Consider the following 12,084-nt stretch of genomic DNA (forward strand, 5'->3'; position numbering starts at 1 on the left):
CTAATCCCTGGAAAAGGGTTTACCGGAAAAATCGACGGTAACGAGGTTGCCGTCGAGCATACCCATTCCAGGAGAGTTCAAAGGCATGCCAGGGGCGGAAACGCCCTTGACCGAGGAGTCCGCCAAGAGCTTATGCACGGCGCGGGCAGGCACATGCCCCTCAATGATCTGCCCTGTACTGTCCACGACGCCCGTGTGACACGAACTAAGGTTCATCGGCACGCCAAGTTTTTGCTTGATCGAAACCATGCCGGTCGTCTTGATGGCCTTTACCTCAAAGCCAGCGTCCCGCATATGCTCGACCCAGCCCGAACAGCAGCCACAGTTGGGATCCTGATAAACGGTGATGACGTTCTGACTCGCATGTGCAAAAGTAGAAGCTGCCGCCAAAGCGGCAGCGGTTAGCCAGATTCTCATGAGCAAAGCTCCGTGATCGAATAGGTTGATTGGATGGTCGCAAGCACCGCAATGGCGGGTACTGCTCTAATCGCGCCGTTGCATAGTCACTTCTTTTTGGGCCTGCAAGACCTTGGGTGGCCAAGTGCTCTTGATATAAGCCAACACTGCAATGATTTCCTCATCGGTCAGCACCGCACCATACGCGGGCATATCACTCTGGTAACCAGGTGGTGCCGTCTTGCCTGGAACCAAACCGTTTTTCACCATATCGATCAACATCACATCGGGATGATGCCAAGTATGGCCTGTCTTATCGTGCGGCGGCGCGGGCAACCGGCCATTGGCCATGCGCTCGCGCCAGCTGGGCTGCCCTTGCAGCGACTCGCCATGGCAAGCCGCGCAATTTTTCGCATAGATCGCCTTACCTTGAATCACCAGAGACTGATCCGCAGGGTCAATGAATGCCGAGCCTGTTGGCCGCATCGTACTGTAAAGGATGGCAGCCGCGCCGATGATGACGACGACGACGCCCGCCACCCCAAAGATCAACTTCTTCTGGGACATTGGATCAACTGACCTTTACCTTGCCGAGCATCCCGGCCTCCATATGGCCCGGTATCAGGCAGGCAAAATCCACAGTGCCCGCCTGATCGAACTGCCATACCAGGCCGCCGATTTTGCCGGGGCCCAATGTAATCATATTCGGCTCGGTATGCTGCATCCCCGACATTTTTTTCATTTCAGCCGCATGAGCCTTCAGTTCGGCAAGGGATCCGATCACCATTTCATGGGGAATCTTGCCGGTATTTTTGATAAAGAAACGAACGGTCTCCCCGGCACTTACCTGGATCTCATCAGGCGTAAACCGCATGGTGTCGTCCATCGTCAACTCAACGGTTCGGGTGACTTTGGCTGGGTCGCCCGGTTGGCCTGTTGGCGAAGATGCCTTGGACATCGTAGACATGTCGTGACCAGGCATACCATGCGCCGGTGCGCCATGCCCGCCAGCATGGTTGCCCGCTGCAAGTGCGAAGGCAGGAAGTATGCTCAAAACCAAAATAGAAAGGGGTTTTTTCATGTGAGTAGTCTATTGAAGAGATTGTTTTGGCAGGCAGCCGTTTTAAGCCGCCCATGTGAAAAGGTATAAGGCGGCATCAAAATCGAAAGCTCAAGCCGGCCACAAAACGGGTTTCCTGCTTGGAGTCGCCTGCTGCTCGCGCATAATCCGCTGTTTTCCCGAATTTACTGGACCATTCAACGCCAATGTACGGGACAAACTGACGCGTGACTTCGTACTTAAGGCGCAAGCCCGCCGTGCCGTCTGTCAAGCCGCTGCCAATGCCCCAGCGCTCATCGTCCTTGCCATAAAAATTCATTTCCACGCTCGGTTGAATGTAGAGCTTTTGAGTCAGCAAGATGTCGTATTCCGCCTTTAACCCCAGAGCAGTGCGGCCGCTCGGGCCAACATAAGCGGTAGCATCAACTTCAAACCAGTAAGGCGCCAGTCCTTTGAAGCCGAATGCCAACCATTCCCGGTTTGGCGCTCCTTGACCATGATCGAAACGCACACCCAGCTCTGTGTCCCAGAATGTTGACACCGCATGACGCCACAGTAATTGCGTCTTGGACTCTTGCAGCTTGCCGCTCGCCACTTCGCCTTCAGCCTTGATCACGGCACGGTTATAGGTACTGCCATACCACGCCTCACCTTCATAGGCAGCCCATTCCTCGCCTCGTGCCCTGACGTACTCCAGCCGGTCGAAACTCACCGAACCGAAGTTGTGCATGTCGGACATGACCAACTTTTCTGAGGGTGGCAACGCATACTTGCCCGCATTGCGCACGTAACCATCGGAATACGCATTCGGGTCACGGGCATCCGGCGGTGCCGAACCGCCTTGCATTTGCATATCGCCGTGATCCATGGCGTCCATATTGTGGACGGAGGCTGGTGCACTGGAGCTCGGCTGGCCGTGCGTCATCCCCGACATGGCGGAAGAACCTTTGCTTGTTTCAGCCTGCTTCGTCGGCGCCTTCATAGCGTCATGACCTTGTGCTGGAGCTTGCTCTGCACCATGGTTCATGCCGGGCATGCCCATCGAACCGTGATTCATGCCCGACATATCCATCGAACCATGATCCATGCCGGGCATGTTCATCGAACCGTGATTCATGCCTGGAGCCGTCACCGGCGTATTGGTAGCCTTTGAGGATTCCGACGCGTGGCCGGTATGACCCCCATCTGCCTGCGCGTAGGCAAGCATGGGCGTCATCCCCGCTGTAATGATGGTCGCCGCAAGAAACTTCTTCTTCAATTGACTATTCATAACCAGAATGCCTAACGGATTGTTCATATTCTTCATGCCACCACCACTTCGCGGAACATCCCCGCGTCCATGTGCAACATCAGATGGCAATGCCATGCCCAGCGCCCAAGGGCATCCGCCGTCACCAAGAAGCTGATCCGCTGAGCCGGCTGCACCGGAATCGTGTGCCGCCTGGCCTGGAACTGTCCGTCCGGTGTCTCTAACTCACTCCACATACCGTGCAAGTGCATGGGGTGCGTCATCATGGTGTCGTTGTGCAATATGACTCTGACCCGTTCGCCATAGCTGAAATGAACCGGCGTCGATTTTCCGTACTCCACCCCGTCGAATGACCAGGCGTAGCGCTCCATATTTCCAGTCAGGTGCAGCTCGATTTCACGCTCTGCGCCGCGCGAATCCATTGGCCCACCCACGGTATGCAGATCGGACAGTGTCAATACGCGTCGGCCACTACTGCGCAAGCCGATGCCTGGGTCGTCCAGGTTGGTGCGCGGCATGTCTACCCGCATATCGATGCTCGGCCCGTATTCCGTTCTGGCATGGCGCACCTGGGCGCTGGCGCCGGCCACCGGCATGGCGCCGTGCTTCATGCCGGCCATGCCTGCATGACTCATTCCCTGCATGCCCTGCATCCCGCCATGGTTCATCGCAGCCATATTGCCGTGGTCCATTGCGGCCATGCCGCCGTGGTTCATGCCACCCATCGAAGGCTGGCCAGCCACACCATGACTCATACCCGCCATGCCGCCAGCTCCCATAGCGCCCATCATGTCCGCCATGGTCAGCCATTCAACGGGGTCAAGGCCTGGTACGGGTGCTTCCAGGCCTGCGCGGGCGGCCAACGTCCCGCGGGCGTAGCCTGTACGGTCCATGGCTTGTGCAAAAACCGTGTAGGCATCATCTTTCGGTTGCACCAGCACATCGTAGGTTTCCCCCGGACCGAACCGGAACTCATCGACGGTAACCGGCTCGACATTGACGCCGTCGGCTTGCACCACAGTCAATTGAAGACCGGGAATGCGCACATCGTAGAAGGTGTTGGCGGCTCCATTGATGAAACGCAACCGCACACGCTCTCCTGGCTGAAACAGACCCGTCCAGTTGCCCGCGGGCGTCGTGCCGTTCATCAGATAGGTCAACACATTGGCAGACAGGTCGGCCAAATCCGTTGGGCTCATGCGCATCTCATTCCACATCTTGCGCTTGTCGATGGCAGCCTTCAGGCCCATCTGCGAGGCGTCCCGGAAGAAATCCACGGCAGTGGGTTGGCTGTAGTTGTAGTAGTCGCCTTGCATCTTGAGCTTGGCCAACACCCGCATGGGATCCTCGTCGGTCCAGTCAGATAGCTGAACCACGTACTCACGATCGGCCCGTATAGGGTCTCTGTCCACCGGATCGATAATGATCGCCCCATAGACTCCGGTGGCCTCCTGCATGCCCGAGTGGGAGTGGTACCAGTAGGTGCCACTTTGTTGCACTTTGAACCGATACGTGAAGGTTTCGCCCGGCGGGATCCCCGCAAAGCTGATCCCTGGCACGCCGTCCATCTGATACGGCAGGATGATGCCATGCCAATGGATGGAGGTGGCTTCCTTCAGACGATTTTTCACCCGGATAGTGACCGTATCGCCCTCGCGCCAACGCAAGGTGGGCGCCGGTAGCGAACCATTCACCGTCGTGGCGATTCTTGGATTACCGGTAAAGTTGACGGGCGACTCGCCAATTTCCAAATTAAATTCGGTTCCGACCAGTATCTGTGCGGAACCCGTGCTAGTGCGAGTTGACTGCGCACCAACTGCTCGGGCATAAGGCGACAGGCCAAGAAGTACACCTCCCGCTGCCAACCCTTGGACAAAGCGGCGGCGAGGCATGAACGGTACGGGAACAGCTAGCGTAGGCAGACGTTTCACGCGTGAGAATCCTGTGTATTGATTTTTTGTTGACATTTGCCTGTCGAAGATTGAAACGACAGACGCCATTACTTAACTTTAATCAAGTGCGGCTGTCAGGCTAATGACAGGTTGATTACTTTTTTGTAATCAATGGATCAGCCCTATCCCAAGTCAAAGAAGAAAGAGCCAAAACCTCACTTTCATTTCCACCTTCATACCGCACAAACATAGCTTCATCTTTGGACATGTGAGACCAGTTGTTGTTTTTCTTGGATGGGATCTACTGGCCGATTATTGACGCGCAGTTCGTAATGCAAATGAGGACCACTGGATATTCCGGTCGAACCAACATACCCAATGATTTGTCCTTTTTCTATCCCAACCCCTTTTCTTAGGCCATTCTTAAAACGACTTTGATGCGCATAGACCGTTGAATAACCATAATTATGCTCGACGAAGATCACTTTTCCATATCCGCTTTGAGTTCCAATAAAGGAGATCTTCCCCCGAGCAGTTGCACGGATAGGCGTACCTTTAGGGGCTGGAAAATCAAGACCTTGATGGCCTGCCCACTCGCCCGATAAGGGATGAAGCCGGTAGCCAAAACCTGAATTGATACGCAGGTGTTCGATAAGTGGCGTATCAAGAAACATCTTTTGCAAGCCCTCAAGTCGAGGAGTTTGGTTATGAGAGTGTTTACCCAACATGTAAACAGGGCCTTCAGCGATAGATGTCTGCCTAACTTCCGATGCCATAACGGCATTCGTCACAAGGTAACCAAAAATGAGAAGAAAGCTTTTTAATTTAGGATGCATGTCATATAGAAAATAACTGAATTGAAATAGTGTGGCTCACCTTTTGTAGCTCGGAGCAGGCGTGAATCATGCCGGGGTTGTCCGTCAAATGACCGTTCTATTGCTTATCGCTTTTCCGCCATCGAAAGAACAGAAATCAAAGTGGAATCGCCGCCCTCAAAGAATTTAGAAATTTTCTTGAGGATTGGAACCCAACAACTTGAAAGTTGATTTCTTTTCCTTGTCGATCGAAAAAGATAATTCCGGGCGGGCCAAAGAGCCCAAAACGCTTAAGCAATGCCTGGTCGTCCGCATTGTTCGCAGTCACGTCCGCCTTAAGTAAAACGACATCCTTGAGACGATTTCTCACCTGAATATCCGTAAACGTGAAGCGCTCCATTTCCTTGCACGATATGCACCAGTCGGCCCAGAAGTCGAGCATGACGTAATGCCCCGAAGCTGCCTTTACCTGCGAATCCAGATCAGCCAGACTCGTGATTTTCTTAAACTGGAGCTCGGGTGAACCATTCGTCTGTGCGACTGCAACGCTACCCGTCCGTAAGCCTGCTAACGGCTGCAATACATCGCTGCCCCCTGATAACACCCCGATGAGCATGGCGAGGCCAGAAACTAAAGCAATGAATCCTACCCCTTTGCCAAACCTCGCAAATCCGGGCGAATCATCAGGCAGCGGCTCCAACGTCTTCAGGTACATCGCGCTTATGATGAGCAAAGCGGCCCATAAGCTCATATGGACAACGGAAGGTATGACTGGCGAAATCATGTAAATGGCAACAGCAAGCATCGTGACGCCAAAAAAGTGCTGCACGGATTTCATCCACCGACCAGCCTTAGGTAAAAGCGCACCCGCTGTCGTGCCAAAGATCAGAAGCGGAACCCCCATTCCTATAGCTAGCGAGAACAGCGCAACGCCGCCCAACACGACATCCCCGGTCTGCCCAATGTAAAGCAGCGCACCGGCTAACGGCGCCGCAACGCAAGGCCCGACGATGATGGCGGACAATACGCCCATCACGAATACACTCAGAACTTTTCCACCTGCAGATTGGTTGGCTGCGCTTGTCAGACGACTTTGAATGGAAGTTGGTATCTGGAGCTGATAAAAGTCGAACATTGACAGGGCGAGCAGCACGAAGATGGCGGCGAAGGCTCCCAATACCCATGGATTTTGCAAATAGGCCGCGAGCATCGTGCCTGCCAGCCCCGCGGCCACACCCGCAATCGCATAGGTGACGGCCATCGACAGCACGTAGACCGAGGAAAGACCGAAGGCATGGCGGCGGCTCATGGAGCGCCCTTGTCCAATAATCAGTCCCGACAAGATCGGTATCATGGGCAGCATGCAGGGAGTAAACGCTAATACCAGCCCAAAGCCAAAGAATGCAGCAATGAGAGCCCATGCATTATCTTTGGCGAACAGTTCTCCTACAAGGCTTGTCTCCGATACAGGAGCCTTGATGGCACTCTGCTGAATGCTGTTGCTCGTCCCACTTTGCTCTGACGCAACAACAATAGCGCTATCTGGAGCGGCAGGGAGTTGGCTGGTGTCCACGAGCGCCACAGACAGTGTTTTCTCTATCGGGGGGTAGCAAACGCCGGTCGGATCGTTACAGCCCTGATAAGAAGCTCGTAGATCCAGCGAGTTGACTGCCGACCCACTGCTTCTATTCAACGTAATTGGAATCTGGACGGATCCGTAATACACCTCGACCTGCCCGAAAGTGGGGTCGTCCTTGATCTGCCCGGGAAGTAGCGCAACGCCCTTGATCGAGACGTCCGGCGACGAGTCTTGCAGATCGAAGGTAATTCGATCCCTATAAAGATAGTAGCCCTCGGCTGCTACCAACGTGACGACCAGCGTATTGGGATCGCTTGCGCTTGCGAACGATTTGAACGCTTCGTCCGGCGGCAACAACTCCTGGTCGGAATTCTCGCCACCAAACCAGCCTCGTAGCGAATCGAAGACGCCTCTGGCTGAAGAGGTAGGCACCGATGCCACAACACTCGTGGAACCCGCCGACATTTCAAAGGACTGTGCGGCACCAACGCCAAGCAACCATGCCAGTGTCAGCACCAGCATGGTTAATAAAAAACGGATCGATGTCACTTCAACTACTCATCATCCGAAATGTTTAGTTTTAGTAGTCGATTCACGAACCGGCGTAGGCGCGGGTTCGTTTTTCTTTCCGCTATGCTCGGAATGACATGATTGCATTCCCTTCATCATGAAGAGCATCATCAACGGACAGATCAAGAAGAATAAAAAGGGGCTTGCGGCGACAATCCACTCACGCGCGGTCGGTAACGTCGCGTAAACCAACGCAACCAGCACAGCCAGCCCTAGGCCACCTTTCAACATGGTCTTCATATCGCATTTCATTTCTCGAAACTCCTGTTGCCTGAATGCTCGCCAGAGCTAATTTACATATCCAACGATGACACCACTATAGCGATCCATACCTGTCAGGCGGATTGCTTCAACATTACATCTTTGTCATCTTCATATTGCACTCCTGACTTTCTTGAAATTCCATTGAAAACCCAGGCAATGCAGCACCTTGCATACATTGCAGGGACATGTATTACAAACATGTAATCTCAGGGTAATAGTTACGTCAGAAGCGAAACCATATAGTTTCGACTATCGGCCCTGTTGTGAAGAGCTCCGACCCGTCGGTCGAAGTTTCTTCGCCACGATGCAAGGGCATCGCCGGTGTCGCATTGATATTGCTTCGCTTGATCTCGTCCGAAAGGTGAGACTTTCGCTCTGGCACTTGGTCAGCAAGCAGGTTCTCTTTTCCTGTCTATATTGGAGGCATCATGCTCAAACTTCGTCCCATTCTTCTGGCTGTCACCCTCGCTTTTTCCGCCAGCATGGTCCATGCATCATCCCTTCCTAACGGAGTCGTGTATAGCGCTAATGAAGGAGACGGATCCATTAGCAAAATCACGCTAAACACAGGCGATGTAAAAACGACTCAGATCAGCGTCATACCCCACAATGTGCAGATTGCTCCTGACGGAAAAACATTGCTCGCTGTCGGCACAGCAAAAGCGGAAGGAGGCGGGCATGGTAATGGGCATGGTGTTGACATCGACAGCCATGGGGATGCTGGCCTGCTGATCCTGGATGTAGATCAACTTGATAAAGTGCTGAAAACGCTGCCTTCAGGCGACCATCCTGCTCATGTCGTCACCAGCCCGGATGGCCGCTACGCCTATATCACGAACGCGGATGCAAACCAATTGTCCGTCGTGGACACCCAAGCAGGGAAACTTACCGCTGAAGTTGCCACCGGCGCTTATCCTCACGGCCTGCGGTTAAGCCCGGATGGACGCGAACTTTACGTCGCGAATCTCAGCGATAACTCTGTGTCCGTCATTGATCCTAAAACCATCAAGGAAACAGCCAGAATTTCTGTTGGGCAAGCGCCCGTGCAAGTGGCATTCACAAAGGACGGCAAGCAGGTATATGTCTCATTGCGAGATGAGAACAGCGTCGCAGTCATCGATATTGCTACAAGAAAAGTCATCAACCAGATCAATGTCGGCCGTGGCCCAATCCAGCTATATGCCGGCGCCGGCGATACGATGTTTGTGGCCAACCAGGGAAGCGACACTAAGCCGGATAATACGGTATCGGTTATCGACACCCGAAACCAGAGCGTGATCGAGACGGTGGTGACGGGCAAAGGCGCCCATGGGGTAGTCGCGAGCGGAGACGGAAAATATGTCTTCGTCACCAATACCCTTGACAATAGCGTGAGCGCGATCGATGTCGGCACCAAAAAAGTGGTTGCCACCTACCAGGTCGGACCCAATCCCAACGGGATCACATATCGTAGCCTCCCTTAACCGAGGGAGGGTATGCGGGCAAGCTTATCGCGCAGTCAATGCGGATTGCAAACCGACCCCCGTTCTACAAAAAAACAAATATTGCGACTTCGAAATGGTGGATCCATTTCATCAGAATGACATAAGCATTACATAAATGTAATGCTTATGTCATGTCCACGACAGTACGGTAGGATTACAGTCATCCACATAATGTTGATGAAGAGAGGTGTCCAGCCATGAAGCTGCTCGTGGTCGAAGACGAGGTCAAAACAGGAGACTATGTCCGTCAAGGCTTGACAGAAGCCGGATTTATTGTGGATCTGGCTCGTACCGGCCTTGATGGACATCACTTGGCGCTTACAGGTGCGTACGATCTGATCATTCTGGATGTCATGTTGCCGGATGTGGACGGCTGGCGAATCGTGCAGGCGCTTCGGGATGCGAAGTCCTCTACACCCGTGCTCTTTCTGACGGCAAGAGACAGCGTGGAAGATCGCGTAAAAGGGCTGGAGCTTGGCGCTGATGACTACTTGGTCAAGCCATTCGCTTTTTCGGAACTGCTGGCGCGCGTACGTACCTTGCTGCGTCGCGGTGCCGCCTCCGCTTTTCAAGACAAGCTGCAGGTCGCTGACCTTGTCCTTGATATCCCACGCCGTCGTGCCGAACGCCAGGAGAGACGCATCACCCTTACCAACAAAGAGTTCGCACTGCTGGAGCTTATGGTTCGTCGTCAGGGTGAGGTATTGCCCCGGTCGCTCATTGCGTCCCAGGTATGGGATATGAATTTTGACAGCGATACGAATGTCATTGATGTCGCAATAAGACGCCTGCGCGCAAAAATCGACGACGACTTCGAGCCCAAGCTTATCCATACGGTACGCGGCATGGGCTACATGCTGGATGTCACTCTCCCGGACTGACAGATGGCTCGACGCCCCGCTTCCTTGGCAGTACGGCTCACCGTCTCAATAGGGGCTGTGATTACATTCGTGCTCCTCACCTTCGGCTGGATGATTGAGCGGTCCATTAATGAGCATTTCGTCCAGCAGGATGTCGATGAACTCAATGCTGTTGTTCAGGTTCTACAGCATACCTTGGCCACGTTACCTTCAAATGCCACGCCTGACGACTTGAAAGAGCGGTTTGCCACTGCGGTATCCGGACACCACAATGCGCAATACTATATTTCCTCTGAAACCGGTGTGCAGATTTATGCCTCACCTGGATCAGATCTGGGTCGTTTCGCGAAAGTTTCCCGACCCGTCCAGAAGATTTCCATCGAAACTGTCGGGACATGGCAAGATCATGGGGAAACATTCCGAGGAGCCGTTCTACGCACCATCTCAGACAGCACTCCTGGAGCGAAAATATTCACTATCGCAGTTGCAACTGGCATCAACTTCCATTTGCACTATCTGGAAAGCTTTCGCACCTATCTTCGCATCATCACGACTGTTGCCTGCCTGATCGCGATTCTGGCCACTTGGTTGGCCGTCTATCAAGGGCATGCCCCCATTCGGCGAATCAGCCGGGAAATACGAAACATCAAATCCGATCAATTGCATATCCGGCTGGAACCTCACACCGTGCCAGCGGAATTGGTGGAACTGTCCATTTCATTCAATGACATGATCGAACGACTGGAGGATGTGTTCCGACGTTTATCTGGTTTTTCTGCGGATATTGCGCATGAATTACGGACGCCGATTACAAATCTGAAAACACAGACTGAAGTCGCTCTTTCTCAGTCACGCAGCATCGAGCAATATCGCGAGGTTCTGTACTCCAACCTCGAAGAGTACGAACGTATGGCAAAAATGGTTGGCGACATGCTATTTTTAGCGCAAGCAGATAACAATTTGCTCAAGCCCGAACTCGTCAAGGTTGACTTGGAGGCCGAAATGCGCAATCTCTTCGATTACTTTGGCGCATGGGCTGAAGAGCGTGAGGTGGAGCTGAAACTCTCCGGCAAACAGATATGCGTGCAAGGGGATAGGCTGATGATTCGCCGAGCGCTGAGCAACGTACTATCCAATGCCATTCGCTATACACCGGCAGGACACATCATCAACGTGATCCTGGAGTCGAGCGAGAAAGTCGCGACGATACGCGTCAAGAATCCGGGCCCCGTCATTCCCGCGGAGCACATTGACCGAATTTTCGAAAGGTTTTACCGGATGGATGCTTCACGTCAACGCAGCATAGAAGGAGCGGGTCTAGGGCTGGCGATAGCCAAATCTATTGTGGAGGCCCATGGCGGCAAGATCCGGGCAAGCTCCACCTCTGAAGCCACGGAATTCAAAATCAGTCTGCCATTGATCAGCTATTGAGAATCAATGCCTATCCATCACTGGATAGTAACGTTCAGAAAGTGACTATTCACTGAGGTTGACAGCTAATGGCAAAGCAAATCTCAAACAACAAGGCTACGCTGCCTCCCCATCTCCCACGACACGCTCCCGCCACGCACCGTCACGGCGATCTGCTGTCCCAGTTTCTTCTCAATCACCGGCTTCCACGGCACCAAGCTGAACCCCATGCCGTCATCGAGCATCGCGTAGCGCCCGCTGGCGAGCATGACAGAGCGCCGGTAAATGCCGGCCACGCGCTGCCCGTCGGCTACCGGTCGATGCTCCAGTCCGATATCGGCGGCAATGTCCTTCGCGGCCTGCGTCAGTTCCCGATCGCGCAGTGTGCCTAGCAGGTTGCGCACCAGAATCACGCGCTGCCCGCGCCGCTGGGCCAGTCCCTGTTCTTCGAGAAAGTCGGCACGCCGCTGCAAAGCTAACTTGGCCTCACCGCCGGTAAGCGGTG

The 12,084-nt window shown here is 53.7% G+C and carries 11 protein-coding genes and 1 pseudogene; 3 read left to right on the forward strand and 9 right to left on the reverse strand.

The genetic code is table 11. The features are described 5' to 3' along the window. The 8 genes from ACMHYJ_RS08600 to ACMHYJ_RS08635 all read right to left on the reverse strand — a co-directional run bounded on the left by ACMHYJ_RS08600 (position 1) and on the right by ACMHYJ_RS08635 (position 7,801). Positions 1-417, reverse strand: coding sequence for a DUF411 domain-containing protein (locus tag ACMHYJ_RS08600; protein WP_269360371.1), 417 nt, complete (start codon positions 415-417; stop codon positions 1-3). Positions 418-483: 66 nt separating this feature from the next. Beyond that, a complete protein-coding gene (locus ACMHYJ_RS08605; RefSeq protein ID WP_269360373.1) occupies positions 484-963 on the reverse strand; it encodes a c-type cytochrome in 480 nt (159 codons plus the stop codon). 4 nt (positions 964-967) lie between these two features. Next, complete coding sequence (locus ACMHYJ_RS08610; protein ID WP_269360374.1) at positions 968-1,477, reverse strand: cupredoxin family protein; 510 nt, start codon at positions 1,475-1,477, stop codon at positions 968-970. A gap of 76 nt (positions 1,478-1,553) precedes the next feature. Next, a complete protein-coding gene (locus ACMHYJ_RS08615; protein ID WP_407932668.1) occupies positions 1,554-2,762 on the reverse strand; it encodes a copper resistance protein B in 1,209 nt (402 codons plus the stop codon). Next, positions 2,759-4,597 carry a copper resistance system multicopper oxidase gene (locus ACMHYJ_RS08620; RefSeq protein ID WP_269360383.1) on the reverse strand — a complete coding sequence of 613 codons (1,839 nt, stop codon included), beginning with the start codon at positions 4,595-4,597 and terminating at the stop codon, positions 2,759-2,761. The genes ACMHYJ_RS08615 and ACMHYJ_RS08620 overlap by 4 nt, the downstream gene beginning before the upstream one ends. Before the next feature lie 254 nt (positions 4,598-4,851). Continuing rightward, complete coding sequence (locus ACMHYJ_RS08625) at positions 4,852-5,433, reverse strand: M23 family metallopeptidase (RefSeq protein WP_269360375.1); 582 nt, start codon at positions 5,431-5,433, stop codon at positions 4,852-4,854. Between the two features lie 136 nt (positions 5,434-5,569). Continuing rightward, positions 5,570-7,540, reverse strand: coding sequence for a protein-disulfide reductase DsbD (gene dsbD, locus ACMHYJ_RS08630; RefSeq protein WP_269360376.1), 1,971 nt, complete (start codon positions 7,538-7,540; stop codon positions 5,570-5,572). Positions 7,541-7,552: 12 nt separating this feature from the next. Beyond that, on the reverse strand, positions 7,553-7,801 hold the full coding sequence (locus ACMHYJ_RS08635) for a DUF2933 domain-containing protein (RefSeq protein ID WP_269360377.1): 249 nt from the start codon (positions 7,799-7,801) through the stop codon (positions 7,553-7,555). Between the two features lie 452 nt (positions 7,802-8,253). Here ACMHYJ_RS08635 and ACMHYJ_RS08640 point away from each other — a divergent pair, with 452 nt between their 5' ends. The 3 genes from ACMHYJ_RS08640 (at position 8,254) to ACMHYJ_RS08650 (ending at position 11,600) form a co-directional block, all read left to right on the forward strand. Beyond that, the gene (locus tag ACMHYJ_RS08640; RefSeq protein WP_269360378.1) at positions 8,254-9,288 is read left to right on the forward strand and encodes a cytochrome D1 domain-containing protein; all 1,035 of its coding nucleotides are present in this window, start codon (positions 8,254-8,256) and stop codon (positions 9,286-9,288) included. Between the two features lie 218 nt (positions 9,289-9,506). Then, the gene (locus tag ACMHYJ_RS08645; protein WP_269360379.1) at positions 9,507-10,190 is read left to right on the forward strand and encodes a heavy metal response regulator transcription factor; all 684 of its coding nucleotides are present in this window, start codon (positions 9,507-9,509) and stop codon (positions 10,188-10,190) included. Between the two features lie 3 nt (positions 10,191-10,193). Beyond that, on the forward strand, positions 10,194-11,600 hold the full coding sequence (locus ACMHYJ_RS08650) for a Cu(+)/Ag(+) sensor histidine kinase (RefSeq protein ID WP_269360380.1): 1,407 nt from the start codon (positions 10,194-10,196) through the stop codon (positions 11,598-11,600). Positions 11,601-11,683: 83 nt separating this feature from the next. Here the strand turns inward: ACMHYJ_RS08650 and ACMHYJ_RS08655 are convergent. Next, positions 11,684-12,073 (reverse strand): annotated as a pseudogene (locus tag ACMHYJ_RS08655) (DUF3363 domain-containing protein); the annotation flags it as partial. Positions 12,074-12,084 lie beyond the last annotated feature (11 nt).

Source organism: Castellaniella hirudinis (assembly GCF_047468865.1).
GTDB classification, from domain to species: domain Bacteria; phylum Pseudomonadota; class Gammaproteobacteria; order Burkholderiales; family Burkholderiaceae_B; genus Castellaniella; species Castellaniella hirudinis_A.

Coding starts and splice junctions, on each gene's coding strand:
- ACMHYJ_RS08620 (WP_269360383.1), bottom strand. CDS start 4,597: ATGCCTCGCCGCCGCTTTGTCCAAGGGTTGGCAGCGGGAGGTGTACTT.
- ACMHYJ_RS08615 (WP_407932668.1), bottom strand. CDS start 2,762: ATGAAGAATATGAACAATCCGTTAGGCATTCTGGTTATGAATAGTCAA.
- ACMHYJ_RS08650 (WP_269360380.1), top strand. CDS start 10,194: ATGGCTCGACGCCCCGCTTCCTTGGCAGTACGGCTCACCGTCTCAATA.
- ACMHYJ_RS08625 (WP_269360375.1), bottom strand. CDS start 5,433: ATGCATCCTAAATTAAAAAGCTTTCTTCTCATTTTTGGTTACCTTGTG.
- ACMHYJ_RS08605 (WP_269360373.1), bottom strand. CDS start 963: ATGTCCCAGAAGAAGTTGATCTTTGGGGTGGCGGGCGTCGTCGTCGTC.
- ACMHYJ_RS08640 (WP_269360378.1), top strand. CDS start 8,254: ATGCTCAAACTTCGTCCCATTCTTCTGGCTGTCACCCTCGCTTTTTCC.
- ACMHYJ_RS08635 (WP_269360377.1), bottom strand. CDS start 7,801: ATGAAGACCATGTTGAAAGGTGGCCTAGGGCTGGCTGTGCTGGTTGCG.
- ACMHYJ_RS08645 (WP_269360379.1), top strand. CDS start 9,507: ATGAAGCTGCTCGTGGTCGAAGACGAGGTCAAAACAGGAGACTATGTC.
- ACMHYJ_RS08600 (WP_269360371.1), bottom strand. CDS start 417: ATGAGAATCTGGCTAACCGCTGCCGCTTTGGCGGCAGCTTCTACTTTT.
- ACMHYJ_RS08610 (WP_269360374.1), bottom strand. CDS start 1,477: ATGAAAAAACCCCTTTCTATTTTGGTTTTGAGCATACTTCCTGCCTTC.